General features: G+C 26.6%; 20 protein-coding genes. 14 read left to right on the forward strand and 6 right to left on the reverse strand.

The window, feature by feature from the left end; all coding sequences use genetic code 11:
* Positions 1-12 precede the first annotated feature (12 nt).
* Positions 13-2,400, forward strand: a complete 2,388-nt coding sequence (locus HF862_RS04475; RefSeq protein ID WP_170186726.1) for a Wzz/FepE/Etk N-terminal domain-containing protein — start codon at positions 13-15, stop codon at positions 2,398-2,400.
* Between the two features lie 86 nt (positions 2,401-2,486).
* Here the strand turns inward: HF862_RS04475 and HF862_RS04480 are convergent, their stop codons facing one another.
* Positions 2,487-3,239 (reverse strand): MipA/OmpV family protein, encoded by a 753-nt coding sequence (locus tag HF862_RS04480; protein WP_170186727.1) that lies wholly within the window; start codon positions 3,237-3,239, stop codon positions 2,487-2,489.
* Positions 3,240-3,401: 162 nt separating this feature from the next.
* Between HF862_RS04480 and rfbA the strand changes: the two genes are divergently transcribed.
* Positions 3,402-4,280, forward strand: coding sequence for a glucose-1-phosphate thymidylyltransferase RfbA (gene rfbA, locus HF862_RS04485; protein WP_170186728.1), 879 nt, complete (start codon positions 3,402-3,404; stop codon positions 4,278-4,280).
* 8 nt (positions 4,281-4,288) lie between these two features.
* Positions 4,289-4,834, forward strand: coding sequence for a dTDP-4-dehydrorhamnose 3,5-epimerase (gene rfbC / locus HF862_RS04490; protein ID WP_170186729.1), 546 nt, complete (start codon positions 4,289-4,291; stop codon positions 4,832-4,834).
* 276 nt (positions 4,835-5,110) lie between these two features.
* On the opposite strand, the gene HF862_RS04495 is transcribed toward rfbC, so the two are convergent.
* Positions 5,111-6,466, reverse strand: coding sequence for a sigma-54-dependent Fis family transcriptional regulator (locus HF862_RS04495; protein WP_170186730.1), 1,356 nt, complete (start codon positions 6,464-6,466; stop codon positions 5,111-5,113).
* Between the two features lie 223 nt (positions 6,467-6,689).
* On the opposite strand from HF862_RS04495, the gene HF862_RS04500 reads away from it, so the two are divergent.
* The 5 genes from HF862_RS04500 to HF862_RS04520 all read left to right on the forward strand — a co-directional run bounded on the left by HF862_RS04500 (position 6,690) and on the right by HF862_RS04520 (position 12,127).
* A complete protein-coding gene (locus HF862_RS04500) occupies positions 6,690-7,808 on the forward strand; it encodes a mandelate racemase/muconate lactonizing enzyme family protein (RefSeq protein ID WP_170186731.1) in 1,119 nt (372 codons plus the stop codon).
* Between the two features lie 48 nt (positions 7,809-7,856).
* A complete protein-coding gene (locus tag HF862_RS04505; RefSeq protein WP_170186732.1) occupies positions 7,857-9,194 on the forward strand; it encodes an APC family permease in 1,338 nt (445 codons plus the stop codon).
* Positions 9,195-9,207: 13 nt separating this feature from the next.
* The gene (locus HF862_RS04510) at positions 9,208-9,543 is read left to right on the forward strand and encodes a UxaA family hydrolase (protein ID WP_206039008.1); all 336 of its coding nucleotides are present in this window, start codon (positions 9,208-9,210) and stop codon (positions 9,541-9,543) included.
* Positions 9,544-9,545: 2 nt separating this feature from the next.
* Positions 9,546-10,721 carry a UxaA family hydrolase gene (locus HF862_RS04515; RefSeq protein WP_206039009.1) on the forward strand — a complete coding sequence of 392 codons (1,176 nt, stop codon included), beginning with the start codon at positions 9,546-9,548 and terminating at the stop codon, positions 10,719-10,721.
* Positions 10,722-10,909: 188 nt separating this feature from the next.
* Complete coding sequence (locus tag HF862_RS04520) at positions 10,910-12,127, forward strand: ATP-binding protein (RefSeq protein ID WP_170186733.1); 1,218 nt, start codon at positions 10,910-10,912, stop codon at positions 12,125-12,127.
* Positions 12,128-12,380: 253 nt separating this feature from the next.
* Here the strand turns inward: HF862_RS04520 and HF862_RS04525 are convergent, their stop codons facing one another.
* Positions 12,381-13,358, reverse strand: a complete 978-nt coding sequence (locus HF862_RS04525) for an SIS domain-containing protein (RefSeq protein ID WP_170186734.1) — start codon at positions 13,356-13,358, stop codon at positions 12,381-12,383.
* Positions 13,359-13,391: 33 nt separating this feature from the next.
* Positions 13,392-14,261 carry a fructoselysine 6-kinase gene (locus tag HF862_RS04530; RefSeq protein ID WP_206039011.1) on the reverse strand — a complete coding sequence of 290 codons (870 nt, stop codon included), beginning with the start codon at positions 14,259-14,261 and terminating at the stop codon, positions 13,392-13,394.
* Positions 14,262-14,442: 181 nt separating this feature from the next.
* Between HF862_RS04530 and HF862_RS04535 the strand changes: the two genes are divergently transcribed.
* The 3 genes from HF862_RS04535 (at position 14,443) to HF862_RS04545 (ending at position 17,144) form a co-directional block, all read left to right on the forward strand.
* Positions 14,443-15,177 carry a GntR family transcriptional regulator gene (locus HF862_RS04535; protein ID WP_206039012.1) on the forward strand — a complete coding sequence of 245 codons (735 nt, stop codon included), beginning with the start codon at positions 14,443-14,445 and terminating at the stop codon, positions 15,175-15,177.
* Between the two features lie 177 nt (positions 15,178-15,354).
* The gene (locus HF862_RS04540; RefSeq protein ID WP_170186735.1) at positions 15,355-15,765 is read left to right on the forward strand and encodes a cupin; all 411 of its coding nucleotides are present in this window, start codon (positions 15,355-15,357) and stop codon (positions 15,763-15,765) included.
* 14 nt (positions 15,766-15,779) lie between these two features.
* Positions 15,780-17,144: a sodium/glutamate symporter gene (locus tag HF862_RS04545; RefSeq protein ID WP_170186736.1), complete on the forward strand. Its 1,365-nt coding sequence runs from the start codon at positions 15,780-15,782 to the stop codon at positions 17,142-17,144.
* Between the two features lie 52 nt (positions 17,145-17,196).
* Here the strand turns inward: HF862_RS04545 and HF862_RS04550 are convergent, their stop codons facing one another.
* Positions 17,197-18,084 (reverse strand): YegS/Rv2252/BmrU family lipid kinase, encoded by an 888-nt coding sequence (locus HF862_RS04550; RefSeq protein WP_170186737.1) that lies wholly within the window; start codon positions 18,082-18,084, stop codon positions 17,197-17,199.
* Between the two features lie 271 nt (positions 18,085-18,355).
* On the opposite strand from HF862_RS04550, the gene glyA reads away from it, so the two are divergent.
* The gene (gene glyA, locus HF862_RS04555) at positions 18,356-19,606 is read left to right on the forward strand and encodes a serine hydroxymethyltransferase (protein ID WP_170186738.1); all 1,251 of its coding nucleotides are present in this window, start codon (positions 18,356-18,358) and stop codon (positions 19,604-19,606) included.
* 228 nt (positions 19,607-19,834) lie between these two features.
* Here the strand turns inward: glyA and murI are convergent, their stop codons facing one another.
* Positions 19,835-20,623, reverse strand: coding sequence for a glutamate racemase (murI, locus tag HF862_RS04560; RefSeq protein WP_170186739.1), 789 nt, complete (start codon positions 20,621-20,623; stop codon positions 19,835-19,837).
* Positions 20,624-20,807: 184 nt separating this feature from the next.
* Here murI and HF862_RS04565 point away from each other — a divergent pair, with 184 nt between their 5' ends.
* Positions 20,808-21,431, forward strand: a complete 624-nt coding sequence (locus HF862_RS04565; protein ID WP_170186740.1) for an MBL fold metallo-hydrolase — start codon at positions 20,808-20,810, stop codon at positions 21,429-21,431.
* A 9-nt stretch (positions 21,432-21,440) separates the two neighbouring features.
* Positions 21,441-22,358: an NAD(P)/FAD-dependent oxidoreductase gene (locus HF862_RS04570; protein ID WP_206039014.1), complete on the forward strand. Its 918-nt coding sequence runs from the start codon at positions 21,441-21,443 to the stop codon at positions 22,356-22,358.
* Positions 22,359-22,601: the final 243 nt, after the last annotated feature.

The following is a 22,601-nucleotide window of genomic DNA, read 5'->3' on the forward strand; positions in this document are numbered from 1 at the left end:
AAGGAGAGTGAAATGGACAATAAAGATTATCAGTTAGAAGAAATCAAAAATTATCATCAGGAAGATGATGAAATTGATTTAATGGAACTTTTAGCTATATTAGTTAGAGAAAAGTTTACAATATTAGTAACTTTTATTATTGTATCAGCCTTATCTTTAGGAGTAGCTTTATATATGAGGGATAATGGAAAAAGTGCTGCAGTAATAGTAAAATTAGCTTCCCCAGAATTAAAAAATAAAAAAGTAAACTTATTGCCACCAAATGTCTTAGAAGAAGTTTATACTAAGGAAAACTTAGAAACAAAGGAGAAAATAAGTTTAGATAATTTTAGAGAGGCTTTTAAAATTTCTGGAATAATTCCACAGGATGTAAAAACACAAATGGAATTTGCAGAAAAGAAAGGGGAAACTTTAGATTACATACCAGAAAATTACTCTATTCAATTAAGAATAGGAGATTTAGAAACAAGTAAGAAAATTTTAAATGAGTATATTCAGGGATTAAATAGAGAGTTTAAAGATAATTATGAATCTAAATATAGAGCTGAAATTATAGATACTAGTATAGTTGACAGTACTACAAGTGAATATCAAGATATCCTTGATTTAATAAAAAAAGATAGAGATATTTTAGAAAATGTTATCAATGAAAAGTTAAAAACAAATATCTCTTATGTATCTTATGGCTTTGGATATAGAGATATTCAAATAAAAATAAAAAATTTAGAAAATATAAAAATAAATAAAATTGAAAGTTTTTTAGAAGCTACAAATATAGTAAAAAATCCAGATTCCTTTAAGGCTATATCTAAAGGAAGAATAGATAAATTAAAATTGTTATTAGATGAAAAATTAAAAGTTCAAAATGATTATTTAAGTATTTTAGAAAATGAAAAAAGAAGTGATAAAACTACAACTATTCCTAAAGGTTTAAAAATAAATCTAGAGGATGATAAAGAAGATGAATATTACTCAAAAATTATTAATTCTAATATAAATCTTCAAAATGAAATAAGTGCTATAAAAAATCAAATTAAAATTTTAGAATTAAAAAATGCTAATTTAAAAACAGGAACAACAGAAGAGATATTATATATAAAAAATGGTATAAAAAATATAATAACTGATTACAATATGATAATAGAAGAGTTTAATCAATTAGCAATTCAAGAAAATAGAATAAAATATGGAGAGATGTTGAAGAAAGCATCTCCTATTACAATAGTTTCAGAATCAAAAGCTAAACTTATATTGGCTGCAGGAGTTGTGTTAGGTTTATTCATGGGAATTTTAATAGCATTTTGTAAAGAGTTTTTCAAATCATTTAAAAAATATTTAGGTGTTATAGTGGTATTCTTTTTAGTTACATCTATAGGGTATTCACAGGAGAAATTTATTATTTCTTTCTCTCATAAAGAGATAACTAAAGGGCAAAATCCTGATAAAACTCCTCTTAATATAGAAAAAATAATGGAAAATTATATAAAGAAAAATTTTCCTAATGAAAATAGTGCAAAAATAGTTATTACTCCTATATTAATGGAAGACAGTTATAAGAAAGTAAAAAGTAGATTAATATCAGATAGCAGTTATTTATATATTCCAACTCAATATATAGTTTCTTTAGAAACAGATGATATTTCAAAGGAGAAAGAAATCTGTGATAAATTAAAATCAGAGTTTCCTAAATTTTATATAGATTATTTCCTAAATAAAAGTGAAGATTTTTCTAATAAAGAGACTTTTGAAGAGGAAAATTATACAGAAAGATTGGATGGTTTAAATAATACTCTTATAGGAATAGAAGAAGATATTGAAAATAGAAAACTTTTTGAGGGAAATAACAAGAAAAAAGAGGAATATAATAGAATATCTTTTGAAATCTGGAAAATAAGAAATAGTATTTATAGAGATTTAGAAAGTTATATTGTTTCTAATAATCTAGCTTTAAATGTTGAAAAAGAAAAAATATTGTTAGCTGGAGAAAAAACAATATTATTGAGAGAATTAGAAACAATAAAAGAAAAGATAGCTTTTTATTCTAATTTGTTATCAAAATACAATTTAGGTTCTAATGAAGTAGTAATCCTTGAAAATGGTGATTTAGCAGTACAAAATAAAAGTTCTATAAAAGAAAAACAATATTTAGAAATATCTGCTAGTAATTTAAAACTATTGGAAAAAGAAAAGGAAATCAATAGAAAAATCTTAGAAATTGAAAAACTTAGTACAAGTTTAAGAAAAGTTACTGAAAAAGAAGCTTTGGTTTTAGAAGAAAAGTTTAAAATTCTAGAGAGAGAAATCTATATATTAGAACAAAAAATAAAATATATAGAGCTTAGAGATTACAAAAGAGAATATGATTCAAGTGTAAGAATATCAGAGTATAAAGAAAAATAAAATAAAAGGGTGTTGTAAATTTTTACAATACCCTTTTTGTTTAGAAAAATTATAAAATAATTTTCTTAAATTAAAATAATTTCTAATTAGAAAGAATAAATAATTCCTCCACCAATAGCTGTAACAATATCATCATGAGCTAAAGGAGAATCAGCTAACTCTTTAGATAATTTTGTTATTCCAATAAATCCAACTGTAGAAAAACTTTCAGTTAGTTGATAGTTTCCAAGTAATCCAACTCCACAAGTATATCCAGATTTTCCCTCATAAGCTCCATTAATATTATATGATTGTGGTCTTAGAGCCTCGTGATTATCCACACCAAAATAATAATCTACCATACTACTATTGTAGTAAGTATAATTGAAGCTAGGAACTAAAGTAAATTGAGAATTGATGTAGAAAGGTTTATTAAGTTTAAAATGAATATTTCCACCCTCTTTTCCATATTCAAAAGCTACAGAAGAATTAACATCAAAAGGGATAAAAGTATAAGAAAATTCAGCTCCACCCATAAATTGAGTATCTCTGTCATCAATTCCTCTATAACCTGCATCCATATCTTTAGCCTCTATTTTATATCCTCCAAAAGGAAGAGCATAAAGAGAAAAAGAATAATTGTCCTCTTCAATTAAATTATAACCAAAAGCAAGTCCATATGGTTTTCCACCGTCAATAAAAAATCCATTATATTCAATATCTATAAAAGGTAAAATATAATGAGGTTTGTCACTTTTGAAAACTTTGCTAGTAAGTCCATATCCTAAACCAACACTGTCAGCATAAGCACCTTGAGCAAGAATAGCTCCAATTCCTAAAATTAAAAAAGCTTTTTTCATAAATTACCTCCAAAAATTAAAATGACTTTCAAGTCATTTTTTAAAAATAAAGTATATCACATTTTTTAATATTAGTCAATGTAAAATAAATCATAATAATTGATTTTTATTTTATAATAAAGTATAATAAAATTATAAAATTATATTTAAAGGGAGTAGCTTATGAAAGGAATAATATTAGCTGGAGGGTCAGGAACAAGATTATACCCTCTTACAATGGTAACATCAAAACAACTTTTACCAGTTTACGATAAACCAATGATATTTTATCCTCTATCAACTCTTATGTTAGCAGGAATAAAAGAGATTTTAATAATTTCAACACCACAAGATTTACCAAATTTTAAAAAACTTTTAGGAGATGGAAGCCAATATGGAATCTCTTTAAGTTATGCAGAACAACCAAGTCCAGATGGACTTGCTCAAGCATTTTTAATTGGAGAAGAATTTATAGGAAATGACTCTTGTGCAATGATATTAGGAGATAATATTTTCTATGGAGCAGGACTTTCAAAACATTTAAAAGAAGCTGAAGCCAAAGAGGTTGGAGCAACAATTTTTGGTTATTATGTAAATGACCCAGAAAGATTTGGAATAGTGGAGTTTGATAAAGATGGAAAAGCTATATCAATAGAGGAAAAACCAGAACATCCAAAATCAAATTATTGTGTAACAGGATTATATTTCTATGACAATAGAGTTGTAGATTTTGCAAAAAAAGTAAGACCATCAAAAAGAGGAGAGTTAGAAATAACTGACTTAAATAAAATGTATTTAGAAGATGGCACATTAAATGTAATAACTTTAGGAAGAGGTTATGCTTGGCTAGATACAGGAACAATGGATTCTTTAGCAGAAGCTACAGAGTTTATAAAAACAATAGAAAATCGTCAAGGAATACAGATAGCTTCTTTAGAAGAGATAGCATATTTACATAAATGGATAGATAAAGAAAAACTTTTAGAAGCAGCTAAAAAATATGGAAAATCAAACTATGGACAATATCTTTTAAAGGTAGCAGAGGATAAAATAAAATATTAGGAGAAAAAATGAAAGTTATAAAAACAGATATAGAAGGAGTTTATATAATAGAGCCACAAATTTTTGGAGATAATAGAGGTTGGTTTACAGAATCTTGGTCACAAAGAAAAATGGAAGAGGCTGGACTTTTTTATAATTTTGTACAAGATAACCACTCTTTTTCAGCAGTAAAGGGAACTTTAAGAGGATTACATTTCCAAAAAGGTGAGGCTTCTCAAGCAAAACTTGTAAGATGTGTGAGGGGAGCAGTTTTAGATGTGGCAGTAGATTTAAGAAAAAATTCTAAAACTTACAAAAAATGGGTTTCTTGTGTTTTATCAGAAGAAAATAAAAGACAGTTTTTAATCCCTAGAGGTTTTGCTCATGGATTTTTAACTTTAACTGACAATGTAGAATTTTTATATAAAGCTGATAATTATTATAATTTTGAAGCTGATAGAAATATAATTTGGAATGATAAGGAGCTAAATATCGATTGGGGAATTGAAAATCCCATTCTTTCTCCAAAAGATGCTAAAGCTCCAAAACTATCAGAAAGTGATGTAGATTTCTAAAAATATTGACTTTTTAACAAAAATATCTTATAATATATATGTAAATACCCGTTGGGTACTAGTTAAGTGAATTAACAAGTTCAGATAGAAGCTCTCAAGAAATTGGGAGCTTTTATTCTGCCCTTGAACAAGGTAGAAATTCACTTAACTAGGAGGTATACTATGAATGTGTATATCAATACTATCAATTTTAATACTGGATTTGTAATAATAATCTGTATTTTTATTTGGTGGTGGTATAACAGAAAATAGTATCCTCAACCCTTCGGGGTCTTTTTATTTTACATATTTATTTATTAAATTATTAGCTTTAGTTTGAGTTATTTTTAGATAATTAGCCAATTTTCTTGAAGAATTATATTTTTTATATGCTTTATTTATCAATTGAGCTTTAAACTCATCTACTTTTTCTTCAAAAGAAAAACTTTCATCATCATCAAATATATTATTTTCTATAGGTGTATTTTGATATTTAATAAAATTACTTATATTTATTAAATCATTTTCCGAAGTTATAATCAATCTTTCAATTCTATGTTGGAGTTCTCTAATATTTCCATGCCACTTTTCATTTTTTAAATACTCAATAGTTTCATCACTTATTTTCTTATTTAAAGAATATTTTTTATTAAAAATATTAAAGAAATGTTTTACAAGATAGGGAATATCCTCTTTTCTCTCCCTTAGAGCTGGAAGATGCAATTCAATAACATTTAATCTATAATATAAATCCTCTCTAAATAATTTATTCTTAACCATCTCTTTTAAATCTCTGTTAGTAGCAGCAATAATTCTAACATCAACTTTAATTTCTTTGTTAGAACCAATAGGCATTATTTTTTTCTCTTGTAAAAATTGTAAAAGTTTAGCCTGTGTTGTTAAAGGTAGTTCAGAAATTTCATCTAAAAGTAAAGTTCCTCCATCAGCAGTTTCAATAAGTCCCTTTTTTCCACTGTTATTAGCTCCTGTAAAAGCCCCTTTTTCATAACCAAATAATTCACTTTCAACTAAATTTTCAGGAATACTAGCACAGTTTAAACTTATAAAAGGTTTTCCTTTTCTAGTCCCACTAGAGTGAATATATTTTGCCAAAATACTTTTTCCTGTTCCACTTTCCCCTGTAAGAATACAAGAAACATCAACAGTACTTATTTTTTCAGCTATCTTAATAATTTCTTTCATTTTTTTGCTATTGGTTTCCAATAAATATTCTGTAGAATTATCCAGATTTACAGATACATAATTAGGATTATATAAAGTTATATTTTGTGGATTATCTCTGACACTCATAACCACATATTTTATATTATTTTTATCATCAAATATAGGAATAGCTATTGTTGTAATACTTGCTCCAAATATTGTACTTTGATGAGCCATATAAGGTTTCTTTTCTTCATATACAATAGGAAGAATAGAGCAATCCCAAGTACTATTTTTTTGAGAAACAAAATCAAAAAAAGATTTTCCAATCATAGATTCAGCAGAACAATTATAGTGTCTTTCACAAGCATTATTTACATAGACAATATTGTAACAATCATCATATATCATAACTTCATCATAAAGATTATCAATAAGATGACGAAACTCCTTAAACTCTTTAGAAAAATTTATATTTTTAAATATCATAATAACCACCCTATTTTTAATATTAATATATTATATAATAAATTTGAGTTAAAATCAATTCAGCGAGTTAAAAATAACTCTAAAAAAATGAAATGTTTTTAACTCATCAATTAAAAAATATGAAAAAAATATTCTAAATTTAAAAAAAATGTTCTAAATAAAATATTTTTTTATGGCATTAATATTGCTTTAATAATTTATAAAATAATTTAGGAGGTATAAAATGAAAATAACAGATATCGAAGTTATATGTTTAAGAGTTCCAAAATATGAAGACTCTTGTGAGTGGGGAGAAGATGCTGTTATAGTAAAAGTTCATACAGATATGGGAATTACAGGAATTGGAGAAAGTGATACATCTCCATTAGTTGTAAAAGCTTTAATAGAAGCTCCAGAAACAAACCTTTATTGTAGTGGACTAAAAAGATTACTAATTGGAGAAAATCCATTAGAAATTCAAAAACTATGGGATAAAATGTATTGGGCTTCTAACTATGTAGGAAGAAGAGGGGCTGGAATTCATGCAATCAGTGCCATTGATATAGCTTTATGGGATATAGCTTCTCAATATTATAAAGTTCCAATCTATATGTTACTTGGTGGAAAATATAGAGATAAAATAAAAACATATGGAACTTTCATTCCAGCAGATACTCCAGAAGAAAATAAAGAAATAGTTCGTAGATTAAAAGAGCAAGGATTTAAAAGTTTAAAATTTGGTGGAGGAATTTTAGGAGATGACCCAGATACAGATGAGGCAATAATCAAAGCTGTAAGAGAGGAAGCTGGAGAAGATTTTCAATTACAAATAGACTTAGCAACAAAATGGAGAACTTATGGACATTCAGTTTATATGTTTAAAAGATTAGAAAAATATAATTTAAACTGGATTGAAGAACCAATCTTAGCAGATGATTTAAAAGGATATAAAAAATTAGGAGAAATTTCTAGTGTAAAAGTTGCTGGTGGAGAATCTTTAACAACTCGTTATGAATTTCAAGATTTCTTAAAAAATGCAGAACCAAGTATAGTTCAACCAGATATTACAAGATGTGGTGGAATTAGTGAAATGAGAAAAATTTATGATTTAGCAACTTTATCAGGAACAAAATTAGTTCCACATGGATTTAGTACAGGAATTTTATTAGCAGCTACAGTACAATTTTTAGCAGCTACAGAACAAGGAGATTTAATAGAATATTCTCAAAGTAACAGTCCATTATTTACAAAATTAGTAAAAAATAGAATACAAATGGAAGATGGATATGTAAAAGTTCCAGACTGTATCGGTTTAGGTGTTGAATTAGATGAAGAATTAATAGAAAAATATAGAATGAAATAAAAAATAGAAATAAAAATAAAAGTAGGGTAAAATAAAAAAGGGGGAAAAATGGAAAATACAGGAACATTAGATAGAAAGACCTTATTAGCAATAGGAACAGGATGTGTAGTTGGGGCAGGAGTTGTTAGTCTAGTTGGACAAGCTATTGGACTTACAGGATATTCAGCTTATATAGCTTATGCTTTAGCAGTAGTTTTAGGATTAATTTATAACTTACCTATAATTTTTGCAAGTGGTGCCATAAAAATGGATGGAGGACCATATGCTTTAATCAGTACAATACTTGGTAAAAAATTTGCAGGAATGTATGTAGTTAGTTTCTTTCTTTACTTTCCAACAATAGCAATTTATGGAGTTGCTTTAGGAAAATATGTAAACTCTTTATTACCAAATGTACCAGTAAAACTTGTGGCTTTAATTGTACTAACACTTTTCTATGTTATAAACTTACGTGGAATAGATTTCTTAGCAAAAGCTCAAAATATAATGACAACACTTTTAGTAGTTGGATTGATTACATTTGCTTTAATGGGAATTAATAAATTAAATATGAATCATATTTTAGATGTAAGCAGTCCTGAATTCTTTACAAATGGACCAAAGGGAGTTTTAAATGCTATTTGTGTATTAATGTTCTCTACAACAGGTCAATATTATGTAATATACTTCACAAGATTTGCAAAAAATCCTAAAAAAGATATGCCATTTGCAATATTAGGAACAACAGTTATAACTTTATTCTTATATGTTTCAGTTACATTAGTAGCAGTTGGAGTTTTACCTTTAGATGTTGTAAAAAATCAACCTTTAACATATGTTGCTCAAGAGATTTTATCAAAACCATTATTTATATTCTTTATGATTTCAGCTCCATTTATGGCACTAGCTACAACAATTAATGGTTGCTTTGCAGCTTATGTAGAACCAATATTTAATGCTACAAAAGATGGATGGTTCCCTGAAAAATTAGGAAGAACTAATAAAAAAGGAAATCCTTGGATAATTTTAACTCTTCTTTGGTTAGCTTCAATGCTTCCAATAGTATTAGATTGGGATATAAATACAATTGCAAATACTTATGTACTTGTTGATTTAACTTTAGGAATCCTAATGATAACATCAGTTTCTAAATTACCTAAATTATATCCAAATGCTTGGGCAAAAAGAGAGTTTGGAAAACATGTATCAGATGGAATGTTTAAATTAATAGTTATAATGGCTTATATAGTTCAAGCAATTATAATTTTAAACTCATTAACTTCTATAAAACTATATATTATCGTTATAACAGTAGTGGCTTTTGGAACAGGAATTTTCTATGCTACTAAGAAAGAAAAAGATGATTCTATAAAAATTCCTATTTTAGAAATAAAAGATGAAGATTAATAGGGTGATAATTATGAAAAGAAGTATGTTAATGAATGAAAAAGATGACGGTGTAACAGTTTTAGAAAATGTAGAGTGTGGAGATATAGTTGGAATATACGACCATCATAATAAATTAATAGGGGAAATAAAAGCCCAAGAGAGAATACCATTTGGAAATAAAATTTGTCTAAGAGATAAAAATGTAGGAGATATAATATATAAATATGGAGAACCTATTGGAGAGGCTACAAAATTTATACAAAGAGGAAAACTTATTCATGTTCACAATGTTAAAAGTTTATCAGTAGATATTCCAGAAGTATGTAAAAAAGAGATAATCAGACAAATGGGAATCGAGGTGGAATAGTTATGGAATTTTTAGGATATAGAAGAGAAGATGGACAAGTTGGAATAAGAAATAAAATTTTAATTATATCAGTAGATGAATGTTGTGATGGAATTGCTAGAAAAATTGGAGATGCTAGTGAAAATACTGTTATCCTAACAAATTGGTACACTTGCATGTTAGGTGGAAATGAAGAAACTTTTAATCAAATGGTAGCTGTTGGAAAATCTCCAAATGTAGCAGGAGTTTTAGTTCTTGCTATGGGTTGTGGAAGTATTCCACCAGAAAGTATAGTTAATCCAATAGAGGCTACAGGAAAAAAAGTAAAATATCTTGTTTGTCAAAAAGAGGGAGGAACAAGAAAAACTATAGAAAAGGGAAAAGAAATTGTAAAAGAGATGGATAACTATATTAAAAATTTAGTTCCAGAAAAATTCCCTTTAAGTAAACTTATAGTAGGTGTAAAATGTGGTGGAAGTGATACAAGTTCTGGTATAGCTTCAAATCCAAGTGTTGGAAAAATGGTAGATACTTTAGTTGAAATGGGAGGAACTTGTATAGGTGGAGAATTATTTGAGCTTATTGGTTGTGAAAAAATTTTAACTAAGAGAGCTGTAAATGATAAAGTTAAAGAGAAAATTTTAACTTTAATCGACAATGAGAAAAAACGTTGGAGTGTAGAGGGAACAGATTTAGAAACTATGAGTATTGGAAATAGTGTAGGAGGACTTACAACTATTGAAGAAAAATCTTTAGGAGCTTTACATAAAATGGGACATAAACCAATAGAAGATGTACTTCAAATCAATAAAGATTTTATTGATAGGCCTACAAAACCAGGATTTTATTTGTCAGAAGTTACAATGCTTTGTGGAGGAGCAGGGGTAAACTATGCAGCTTTAGGAGCTCATATAATTGTATGGACAAGTGGAGCAGCAGGATTTAATAATCCAATAGTTCCTGTAATCAGAGTAAGTGGAAATTCAGAACTTATAAATGATGATATAGATGTAAATGTATCAGGAATTATGAGTGGTGAAATAGGTGTAGATGAAGGTGGAAAACTTATAGTAGAAAAAATAGCTAAAGTTGCTAACGGAGAAAAAACAAATTTAGAAGATATTGGAAGTTCTACCTTAACTCTTTATCAAAAAGACCAAAGAGTAGAAAATTTAGTAGGATTAAAATGTGTTAGATAAAAGAAATCCTCTATGATAATAATTTTTATCATAGGGGACTTTTTTTGTTTTATCTAGATATTCATTTTTATAAAAAATAGGAATATAATCCTATTTTTAAATAAAAATATATTTTTTTAGGATTATATTCCTATAAATTATTGAAAAAAACTTAAAATAGTAGTATAATCTTATTAGGGAGGGATAATATGAAAAATATTGAAAGAAAAGAATATTTAGATTTTTTAATAAGATTAAAAGATAAACAAATAATAAAAGTAATTTCAGGAGTAAGAAGATGTGGAAAATCTACTTTATTTGAACTTTATCGTAATTATCTTTTAGAAAATGGAGTTCTTCCCAAACAGATAATATCTATAAATTTTGAAGATTTAGATTTTGAAGAATATACAGATTATAAAAAACTTTATTCTTACATAAAGGAAAGTCTTATAGAAGATAAGAAAAATTATATTTTTCTTGATGAAATACAACATGTAGAACATTTTGAAAAAGCTGTAGACAGTTTATTTATAAAATCCAATACAGATATTTATATAACAGGTTCAAATGCTTATTTTATGTCTGGAGAATTAGCAACAGTTTTAACAGGGAGATATGTGGAACTTAAAATGTTACCATTATCTTTCAAAGAATTCTGTGAAGGATTAGAAAATTTTAATCTACCTCCAATGACTATATTACAAAAATATAATAAGTATTTAGTAGAAAGCTCTTTTCCTTATACTTTAGAACTTGAAGGGAATAAAAAAAATATAAGGGAATACTTAGAAGGGATATATAATTCTATTATATTAAAAGATGTTATAACAAGAATGAAAGTAGGAAATCCTTTATTATTAGAAAGTGTTGTAAAGTTTTTATTTGGAAATATTGGAAGCTTTCTTTCATCAAATAAAATTGCAAATACTTTAACATCTCTAGGAAGAAAAATAGATTATAAAACTATTGAAAAATATATAAAAGGTTTAACAGACAGTTTAATTCTATATGAAGTAAAAAGATATGATATAAGAGGAAAACAACTTTTAGCAAATCTATCTAAATATTATGTTGTAGATATTGGTTTAAGACAACTTCTTTTAACAAATAAATCTTCTGATATGGGGCATATCTTAGAAAATATTGTGTACTTAGAACTTATAAGAAGAGGTTATGAAGTTTATGTAGGACAACTTAAAGATAAAGAAGTGGATTTTGTAGCTATAAATCATGAAGAAATAAATTATTATCAAGTTTCTCTTACTGTTTTAGATGAAAATACTTTAGCAAGAGAATTAAGACCTCTTCAAGAGATAGCAGATAATCATGCTAAATATTTAATAACTTTAGATGAAATTTTACCAAACTCTAATTATGATGGAATTAAAAGAGTAAATGCTATAGAGTGGCTTTTAAAAGAATAGAAGTTTTTATTTGATAAAAATATTAAATAAATCCAAAAACATAAAATAGTTTATAAAAGTATTAAAAAGATAAATAAAAAAAGTGAAGATTTTATTCTTCACTTTTTTTATTTTTTATATCCATCCTAAAACTTTCAAAATTCTATTGATTTCATATTTATATGAAAAATATTTTTAATAGTAAAAAAGTACAATAAAATTTGTACTTTTTCTAAGGTAGTTAAAATTTATAACTAGTAGATATTTATTTAGATTAATATTCAACTCTCCACATATATCTTCTTTTATCCATTGAATGATTTCTAATTTCAGCCATTTGAGAAACATAATAACGTTCAATAGGGATCATAACAACAGGGTTAAAGAATTCAGAAACTTTAGAATTAATTCTTCCTTTGTTTAATTCTTTAAAATCAATTACAATGTAATTTTCAGCATAAGTTTTTAAGAATTTTAAACATCTTTCATCTAAAGCTCTAGTTCTTCCTTCACTCATTAAAAGTACCATAGAAAGTTTTTTATCTGTTGTTTCAAAAGGTCCATGGAAATATTCACCTGTATGAAGACAAACAGCATGTTTCCATTGCATTTCCATTAAATGACAACAACACATTGAATAAGCAACACCATAGTTTGGTCCAGAAGCAAGAACATAAAATAATTCTTCATCTTTATTTTTTTCAGCCCATTTTTTAGCTGTTTCTAATACATTTTTCTTTCCTTCAGATATTATCTCATCTATATAACTATATGCATTCATAGCTTCTTCATAATTTTCATAATTTTCAAATTGTTTTAAAATTTCAAATCCTACTCTTAGCACATTAGATTGATTAGATTGACTATATATTTGATTATCTCCATTAGAATAAGTTACCACATATTGTCCAGTTTTAGCCATTAAAGTTTCATTATTTCCTGTCATTGCAATAGTTAAAGCTCCTTTACTATTAGCTACTTTCACAGCTTCTACAGTTTCAGGAGTAGCTTTTAATGAACAAATAATAGCTATACATCTTTCATCTAATTCCTTTGGTGTAGCATAAACAAATTCATTACTTGTATAAGTTGTAGCTCCAAATGTTTTTGCTTCGCTTTGTAAAAGATATAATCCAGGAAAGATTGCTGCTTTAGATCCTCCACATGCTACAAAGTAAACATGTTTTAATCCTCCCTTTTTTTCTAATTTTTCTTTAATTTCATTTACAATATTTTTGATATTTTCTACCATTTTTACACTCCTATTTTATTTTAATTTTAATTATTATTCTGAAATTTCTTTACCATAACCAAAGGCACCATATATTTTACAAGTTTTAGAAGCAAATTCAGCTCCTTTTTCCATAGCTATTTTTAAATTTTTTAAGAAAAATTCTCTATCATTTTTCATTTTTTTAGAATTAATCTCATAAGCTTCTGTTAAATGAAGAAGAAAAGCTGTAGCAAAAGAGTCACCAGCACCTAAAGTATCTACTGCTTCTACTAATTTAGGTGGTTGTAAAAAGAAATCTTTCCCATCATATATAAAAGCGCCTAAACTTCCTCTAGTAGCAACTATTATTTTACAACCTAAAGAATGAATTTTTCTACAAATATTTTTTACTTCTTCTTCTGGTAAGTTTCCACAAGATAAAAATCCATAAGTTAGATATTTTGAAACTCTTTTTAGTCTCTCTTCATCTTTCCATTGTAGAGAAAAATCATAAGATATTGGAATTCCTAAATCATAGATTTTATATAATTGGTCATCAAAATAACTATTATTACTAGTATGGATAAGAGAGAAATCTTTTATATATTCTAAATCTTTTTCATCTAAAATAATTGGATTTTCTCTCAAAACGCCACCTTTGTTACTTCCTAAAAATACTCTATCTCCATTGACTAAATTAACTTTAGCATAACCATTCTCTCCAGGAATAATTCTACATTTTTTATAATCAATTTTTAATTTGTTTAAAGTATTTTGTATATGTTTAGCAACTTCATCAGTACCAAATACTCCTATGTATGCAGAATCTTTACCTAGAAGTTTTGCATAAACAGAAAAGTTTAATGTTTGACCTCCAGGAAACATCTGTTTTAGATGTAGGTATTTATCACAAACATTATCACCAATTCCTAAAACTTTCATTATAAACCTCCTCTTGATATATCATTATATATCATTATATAACATTATATTACTCTTTTTTTTTCATTTTGTCAATGTTTTTTTAATTATTTGTTTATTTTTTTTTATACATGATATATAATATATTCAATAAATAAAATTTTATAAGGAGGAAACTAATTTATATTAGTTTTATGGAAAAATGAGTAAATTAAAAGTAGATGATATGACTCCCCTATATATACAATTAATGAATGACTTAGAAGAAAAAATAAAAAATAAAGTTTTTCAACCAGGTGAAAAATTAAAAACAGAAACGGAGATAGCAAAAGAGTATGGTGTTAGTCTAATAACAGTAAGAAATGCAGTTACAAATCTTATAAAAAAAGGATTAGTTGTTAGAAAACAAGGAAAAGGAACCTTTGTAACTCAGCCAAAATTTACTAAAAATATAAAAAGTTTACAAGGATTTAGTGACATGTGTAAACAAATTGGAGTTATTCCTGGAGCAAAAACATTAGAAAATAATCTTATTTATCCAGAGGAAAAAATTTCTAAAAAACTTAAACTTTCATCAGATGAGCAAGTTATATACATTTCAAGACTTAGATATGCAGATAACGAACCAGTAGTTATTGAAAAAAATTATTTTCCTTCAAAATTTATATCACTTTTAACAGAAAATTTAAATGATAATTCTTTATTTCATATTTTAAAGGAAAAATTAAATGTGGAAGTTTCAAGTTCTATAAAAAAAATAGAACTTTGCAAAGCAACTAAAGAGGAAGCAGAGCTCTTAAATATAAAGAAAAATTCTCCATTAATTCTTATAAAAAGTTTAGCATTAGACTCAAAAGAAGAACCAATGTATATAGGTATTCAAATCATTAATGGAGAAAGATTTTCTTTTTATATTCAAGAAGGAAGTAAAAAATAAAATAGTGAATGTTATTGGCAGCTTTAAAATGTTTTAAAGCTGCCTTTTTTTTATATTTTATGGGCAATATATTTGTTAATAAATAATTTTTTTTAAAAAAATATTGACAAAAGATTATATTATGTTATATCATGTATTATAATGTTATATAATGATATTGAAGAATAGGAGGTTTTGATGAAAGCAAATATTTATAACTATGAAGGGGAAGGAATAAAATGTATTTATGATAATAGGAAATGGGTTGTTTGTTTAAAAAATTGGAAGCCTAATAATGATATTACAGAAATTAAATATTTAGAAGTACATCATGAAACAGATGAACAATTTATACTTTTAAATGGAAAAGCAATATTATTGGCTGCAACAAGAGAAAATGAAAAATTTAATATGGATATAATTCCTATGGAACCTTTTAAAGTATATAACATACCTCAAGGAATATGGTTTAATACAGTTACTCAAAAAGATACTAAACTTGTTTATATTCAAGATGCAGGAACAACTTCTGAAAATAGTGAATATTGTAATATGTCAAAAGAAGAATTAGAAAACTTAAAAAAAGAAGTAAATAAATATTTTAAATAAATAAGGAGGAAATTATGGAATTTAATGTATATTCATTATTACTAGATTTAATGTGGGCAAGTATATTTTTATTTATAGCAAAATTATTAAGAGAAAAAATAAAATTATTACAAAGTCTTTTTATTCCTGTAAGTTTATTAGCAGGATTTATAGGTTTAGCAATGGGACAAAATGGTTTTGGTATAATAAAATATTCTTCAGGTTTTGGTTCTTATTCAGGATTATTAATAATAGCTGTATTTGTTTCAATTGGGCTTAGAGGATTTAATTTTTCAAAAGGAGGATGGAAAACAAATTTTGATAGAATAGGAAGTTATTATTGTCAACGTAATATAGGTTGGGCTTTTCAATATGCGGTTCCTATAGTTTTTTCAATGATAATATTAAAAAAAATAGTTCCTGAATTAAATCCAGCATTTGGAATGTTAATTCCAGCAGGCTTTCAAGGAGGACATGGAACAGCAGCAGCTTTAGGGCAAACTTTGGGAAGTCTTGGATGGGCAGATGCTACAGATTTAGGAATGACTTCTGCAACAGTTGGAATTTTAACGGGAATATTTGGAGGAATTGCTTTAATAAAGATTGGAACAAGAAAGGGGTATACAAAATTTGTAAAAGATTTTAGTAAACTTCCAGAAGATATGAGAACAGGTCGTATCAGTAAAGAAAATCGTTCACCAATGGGATATGAAACAGTTTCTCCTATGGCAATAGACCCATTAGCTTGGCATTTACTATTAGTAATTATTCCTACAGGAATAGGATATATTTTAACAAATTATATACAAAATATTACAGGATTAGGAGTTCCAAGTTTTTCTGTTGGATTCTTAGTAGCTATATTCTTTTCAATCTTCTTAAGAGGAATAAAAGCAAATGAATATATAGATAATCATATAATTTCTCGTATAGGAAGTTGTTGTACAGATTTTTTAGTATTCTTTGGTGTTGCATCTATAAAAATACCAGTTATAATAGAATATGCACTTCCATTTGGATTATTAATGTTATTTGGAATTATTTGGGTTGTTTTCCATTTTACATTTATAGCACCTCGTTTATTAGGGCAAGAATGGTTTGAAAGAGGAATTTATGTTTATGGATATTCAACAGGAGTAACAGCAATTGGAATGGCATTACTTCGTATAGTTGATCCAGAAAATAAAAGTTGTACCCTTGATGATGCTGCAATTATAACACCTATTGAGGCAGTAATTGAGATAGTAGCATTAGCAGTAGTACCTGTTGCTTGTGTTCAAGGAAATTGGATAGCAGCTATAACACCTATATTAATATACTTAATAGCATTAATTATTATACCAATAATATTTAAATGGTGGCATAAACATCCTAAAGGATTGTCTCCAGAAGATTTATAAATAAAAAATAATATATTAGAATAAAAAAAAGGACTGTTATCAGTCCTTTTTTCTATATCCATCCTAAAACTTTTAACCCATTTTTCTCACAAGTAATTTTTATAGGAAAATGAGGTCCAGGTTCTCCGTCAATATCAGTAGTATAATCCTCTCTATTTTTAACATCTATTTCTATTTCGTCAGTTTTAAAATGTATAATTCCCTTTGGATAAGAGGTATTATTTTTTGTCATTAAATGAGGAAGAATATATAATTTTTCTAAGAAATTTTCCTTTGGAATAATAATTACATCAAGAAAACCGTCATCAACAGTAGAATCATGAGCCACTTGAAAATTTCCAGCAGTTCTACCATTAAAAACAAAGAAAAGAATAGAACTTCCATTAAAAGAGTATTCTTTTGATTTTACAGATAAATCTAACATTTTAAATTTTGGTAATTCCTTTATTCCTGTAAAATAATAAGCTAATTTTCCAAAAGTATTTTTATATTCAGTAGGAGTTTTTTGAGAAACATCTGTAAAAAGTCCAGAACTAAAAATATTTACAAAATATTTTCCATTGGCTTTTCCTAAATCTACAGTAGAAACTTCACTATTTAATATCATATCAATGGAATATCTTATACTTTGTGGCATACCGATTAAATGAGCAAAATCATTAGCTGTACCAGCTGGAATTACTCCTATTGGTAAATCTATATTTTTTCTTTTCATAATATTTACAACTTCGTTTACAGTTCCATCTCCACCAGAAATTAAAATATGATGAAAACTTTCATCAATATCTTCAAAAACATTTTCTAAATCAGAATCGAAACTGATTCTATAAGGGATTATAGTATAACCTTTTTTTTGATAAGAATAAATAATATAGTCTAGGTATTTAACAATTTCCTTTTCTCCAGAAAAAGGATTGTATAAAAACTTAACTTTTTTCATATATCCTCCTAAGTTGTCACTAATAAGATAAGTAAATTTTTAATGATAAATTTTATTTTACAACATAGAAAATAATTTTAATATATTAGATTATAACATCTTTAAAGAAAAAATAGAATATATAATTAATAATTCTCTTGTACAGATAAAATACAAAAAATAAAAACATTTGTTTTTCTTAAAAAAACACTTTTCTTTTTTTTTGAAATATGATAAGATAGAAAAATCAAAATTAAAGGGCCTATGGCTTAAGATAAAATGGAGGACACAAATGATAAAATTAGAAAAACTTTATGAAACTGACAGAGAAATATTTGAAGCAATTGAATTAGAAAGAAAGAGACAAAATGAAGGAATTGAATTAATTGCCTCTGAAAACTTCGTGTCCCAATCCGTTTTAGAAGCTGCAGGTAGTATAATGACAAATAAATATGCTGAAGGATATCCAGATAAAAGATATTATGGTGGATGTATTTATGTAGATGTAGCTGAAAAATTAGCAATTGAAAGAGCAAAAAAATTATTTAATGTAAATTATGTAAATGTTCAACCTCATTCAGGTTCACAAGCTAATATGGGAGTTTATAAAGCTTTAATAAATATTGGAGATACAATTTTAGGAATGAGATTAGACCATGGAGGACATTTAACTCATGGAAAAAATGTAAACTTTTCTGGAAGAGATTATAATGTATATTCTTACAGTGTATCAAAAGAAACTGAATTAATAGATTATGATGAAGTTGAAAGAATTGCTATGGAAGTTAAACCAAAATTAATAGTAGCTGGAGCTAGTGCTTATGCAAGAGTTATAGATTTTAAAAGATTTAGAGAAATTGCTGATAAAGTAGGAGCTTATTTAATGGTGGATATGGCTCATATAGCTGGACTTGTAGCTACTGGAGAACATCCAAGCCCAATTCCTTATGCTGATGTTGTTACAACAACTACTCACAAAACTTTAAGAGGACCTCGTGGGGGAGTTATAATGACAAACAATGAGGAAGTTGCTAAGAAAATAAATAAAACTATTTTCCCTGGAATTCAAGGGGGACCATTAATGCATATAATTGCAGCTAAGGCTGTAGCATTTAAAGAAGCTTTAGAGCCAAGCTTTAAAGAATATCAACATCAAGTTGTAAAAAATGCAAAAGTTTTAGCAAAAGTTCTTGAAGAGGGAGGACTTAGAATAGTCAGTGGTGGTACTGATAACCATATGGTATTAATAGATGTAAAAGCTAACAAAGGATTAACAGGAGCACAAGTTGAAAAAGCTCTAGAAATAGCAGGAATTACTGTAAATAAAAATGGAATTCCTTATGATACAGAAAAACCAATGGTAACAAGTGGAATAAGAATAGGTTCTCCAGCTATAACAACTAGAGGAATGAAAGAAAAAGAGATGGAGCAAATTGCAAAATTTATATTAGAAGTTGTTGATAATATAGATAATATAGAAAAACTTCAAGAAATAAGAGAGGAAGTAAAAGCTCTTTGTTTAAAATTTCCTCTATATGAATAATGTTTCTAAATTTTAATAAAGATTATATAAGACAAAAGAGAAAGAAGCACAGGCTTCTTTTTCTTTTTATTATATAGGAAATTATAAATTTTTTAATAGAAAGCTAGAAAGTAAAATATCTTGAAAATAGAAAAAATTAAGAAATTAAGATTAAAAAAATTTTAATAACAAAAAAACTGAGCAAAACTTTTTTAATGTTACTCAGCTTTTTTATAGAATATATTTTTATTAAATATTTACTTTAAAAATTTTATTTATCTCATATCCTAAAAATTCTTGAGCTTTCTTTTGGAAAATATCCTTATCTCCACTTACATAAAATTCAATTTTTCCCTTTTCATTTTTAGAATTAAGAAGATTATGATTTTTTAAAGTCCTAAATACTTCTCTAGCACACTCTTCTCCTGGGTCTAAAATATCCCCTTCAAAAATATCTTTGATATCATTTAGGATAAGAGGATAATGAGTACAAGCTAAAAGTAAAGCTTCAGCTGATTTAGGAATACGTGTTATATAATCAGCTAATATAACTCTTCTGTCAGAAAAATTTTCCCAACCTTTTTCTATCATAGGACAAAGTTTTTCACAACCAACAGAATACGTTTTTAAATTTTCATCTCTCTCTTTAATTTTTTTAGGATATTCCCCACTATTAATAGTAAAAGGAGTACCAATTATTCCTATTTCTTTATAAGTGTTATTAGGAATAGAATCTATAGCAGAATTAATTATTCCTACAATAGGAATTGGAGAAATTTTATGTAAATATTCGTAAGCAGCTATTGAAGCTGTGTTACAAGCTATAACTATTAATTTACAACCATTTGTAAATAAAAATCTCACTATTCTCTCACAAAGAATTTGGATTTCCTCCTGTGTTTTTTCCCCATAGGGAACATTTTTAGTATCTCCAAAGTATATAATATTTTCATTAGGTAAAAGTTTAGAAATCTCTCTTAGGACAGTAATTCCACCAAGTCCAGAATCAAAGACTCCTATATTGTAATCTTTATTCATTTATATATCCTCACTAAAATATTTCATAAATTAAACCCATATTAATTATAATGTATATTATATAATGTTAGGAAAAAAATATCAACTTATATTAGAAAAAAATCTAGTAAAAATATTAAAAATTGAAAATAGATATAAAAAATGATAAGATATATAATAAGAAGAGAAATGGAGGTAACAATTTATGAATATAAAAAGATTTTATACTGGTGGGTTTATGACAAACAGCTATCTTCTATGGGATGAAAATAATGAAGCATATTTATTTGATTGTGAAGGAGAAAGAATAGATAAAATTATAGATTTTATAGATGAAAAAAATTTAGAATTAAAATATATTATCTTAACTCATGGACATTCTGACCACATTTGTGGATTAAATGCTGTAAAAGAAGTTTATCCAGAAGCCAAAGTGTTTATAGGTGATGAGGATGCAGAATTTTTAGTAGACCCATCTAAGAGTCATTCAAACTATATTTTTGGAATAAATTTTATATACAAAGGTTCTTTTAAAAGAATTAAAGATGGAGATGTTATAGGAAAATTTTTAGTTATTGACACCCCAGGTCATACTAGAGGTTCTAAATGTTTCTTTGATAAGGAAAGCAAAATTTTAATATCTGGAGATACAATGTTTAGAAGAAGTTTTGGAAGATATGATTTTCCAGAAAGTAGTGGAGAACAACTGTTTAATAGTTTAAGAAGACTTTGTAAATTACCAAGTGAAACAGTGGTGTATAGTGGACATACTGAAAGTACCACTATTGGAGAAGAGAGAATATTTTTAACATCACTGGGAATAATTTAAAGGAGGTTATTGATGAAAAATTATGATTTAGTTGTAGTTGGTGGAGGTCCAGCAGGACTTACAGCAGCAATTTATGGTGGAAGAAGTAACTTATCAGTTTTAGTAATAGAGAAAAGAGATGTAGGAAGTTTGGCTATGGCTCACTCAATAGAAAATTATCCTGGTTTTCCTCAAGAGATTACAGGAAAAGCACTTCTTGAAAATATGAGAGAGCAAGCTAAAAGATTTAATGTGGAATTTTTAGAAGGAACTTTTTTAGGAATAGATATATATTCAACTCCTAAAATAGTAAAAACAGATGTGGAAAATGTTGGAGCAAAAACAATAGTAGTTGCTTTAGGAGCTGGTAAAAACTCTGGTAAAAAAATTCCTGGAGAAAAGGAATTTTTAGGAGCTGGTGTTTCATATTGTGCTACTTGTGATGGGGCTTTCACTAGAAATATGACAGTTTCTTTATTTGGAAAAGGTGAGGAGATAGCAGAGGAAGCACTATTTTTAACTAGATTTTCAAAGGAGATTAATATATTTGTAACTGATAATGAACTTAAATGTAGTGAAGAACATTTAAAACTTTTACAAGAAAATGAAAAGGTAAAAATCTATCTAAATGCTCAATTAAAAGAGCTTTCTGGAAATGAATATTTAGAAAAAGCTCTTGTTTCAATAGATGGAGAAGAAAAAGAGTTTGAAACTCAATATGCTTTCTTATATCTTGGAACAAAAAATATGACAGAACTTTTAGGAGAATTTGCTACATTAGATAAAGCTGGTTTTGTAGTTACAGATGAAACTATGAAAACAAATGTAGAGGGAATATATGTAGCTGGAGATATGGTAGCTAAAAAAGTTAAACAGGTAACTACTGCTGTAAATGATGGAACAATAGCTGGAATGGAAGCTATAAAATATATTTTAAAAAATAAATAGAATAGAAAAATAAAAAATATTAGAGTTGATGTAAATTAATTATTTAAAAATTTTTAGTTTGCTTCAACTTTTTTTTTTATAAAAATATTTTAAATTCTATATTATAAAAAATATTATCAAAAAATATAAGATTTCAAATAAAAATATTCCAGCAAAATTTTTGATTAAAATTTTTAATTAAACACATAAATTTTATTTTATCAAAAAATAAAGAAAAAATCATTAATAAATTTTATTATAGTA

The organism is Fusobacterium sp. FSA-380-WT-3A (assembly GCF_012843705.1).
In the GTDB taxonomy this organism is placed as follows: domain Bacteria; phylum Fusobacteriota; class Fusobacteriia; order Fusobacteriales; family Fusobacteriaceae; genus Fusobacterium_B.

Bases quoted from the DNA above. Each gene is read 5' to 3' on its own strand.
- HF862_RS04475 (WP_170186726.1), top strand. From the start codon at position 13: ATGGACAATAAAGATTATCAGTTAGAAGAAATCAAAAATTATCATCAG.
- HF862_RS04480 (WP_170186727.1), bottom strand. From the start codon at position 3,239: ATGAAAAAAGCTTTTTTAATTTTAGGAATTGGAGCTATTCTTGCTCAA.
- rfbA (WP_170186728.1), top strand. From the start codon at position 3,402: ATGAAAGGAATAATATTAGCTGGAGGGTCAGGAACAAGATTATACCCT.
- rfbC (WP_170186729.1), top strand. From the start codon at position 4,289: ATGAAAGTTATAAAAACAGATATAGAAGGAGTTTATATAATAGAGCCA.
- HF862_RS04495 (WP_170186730.1), bottom strand. From the start codon at position 6,466: ATGATATTTAAAAATATAAATTTTTCTAAAGAGTTTAAGGAGTTTCGT.
- HF862_RS04500 (WP_170186731.1), top strand. From the start codon at position 6,690: ATGAAAATAACAGATATCGAAGTTATATGTTTAAGAGTTCCAAAATAT.
- HF862_RS04505 (WP_170186732.1), top strand. From the start codon at position 7,857: ATGGAAAATACAGGAACATTAGATAGAAAGACCTTATTAGCAATAGGA.
- HF862_RS04510 (WP_206039008.1), top strand. From the start codon at position 9,208: ATGAAAAGAAGTATGTTAATGAATGAAAAAGATGACGGTGTAACAGTT.
- HF862_RS04515 (WP_206039009.1), top strand. From the start codon at position 9,546: ATGGAATTTTTAGGATATAGAAGAGAAGATGGACAAGTTGGAATAAGA.
- HF862_RS04520 (WP_170186733.1), top strand. From the start codon at position 10,910: ATGAAAAATATTGAAAGAAAAGAATATTTAGATTTTTTAATAAGATTA.
- HF862_RS04525 (WP_170186734.1), bottom strand. From the start codon at position 13,358: ATGGTAGAAAATATCAAAAATATTGTAAATGAAATTAAAGAAAAATTA.
- HF862_RS04530 (WP_206039011.1), bottom strand. From the start codon at position 14,261: ATGAAAGTTTTAGGAATTGGTGATAATGTTTGTGATAAATACCTACAT.
- HF862_RS04535 (WP_206039012.1), top strand. From the start codon at position 14,443: ATGAGTAAATTAAAAGTAGATGATATGACTCCCCTATATATACAATTA.
- HF862_RS04540 (WP_170186735.1), top strand. From the start codon at position 15,355: ATGAAAGCAAATATTTATAACTATGAAGGGGAAGGAATAAAATGTATT.
- HF862_RS04545 (WP_170186736.1), top strand. From the start codon at position 15,780: ATGGAATTTAATGTATATTCATTATTACTAGATTTAATGTGGGCAAGT.
- HF862_RS04550 (WP_170186737.1), bottom strand. From the start codon at position 18,084: ATGAAAAAAGTTAAGTTTTTATACAATCCTTTTTCTGGAGAAAAGGAA.
- glyA (WP_170186738.1), top strand. From the start codon at position 18,356: ATGATAAAATTAGAAAAACTTTATGAAACTGACAGAGAAATATTTGAA.
- murI (WP_170186739.1), bottom strand. From the start codon at position 20,623: ATGAATAAAGATTACAATATAGGAGTCTTTGATTCTGGACTTGGTGGA.
- HF862_RS04565 (WP_170186740.1), top strand. From the start codon at position 20,808: ATGAATATAAAAAGATTTTATACTGGTGGGTTTATGACAAACAGCTAT.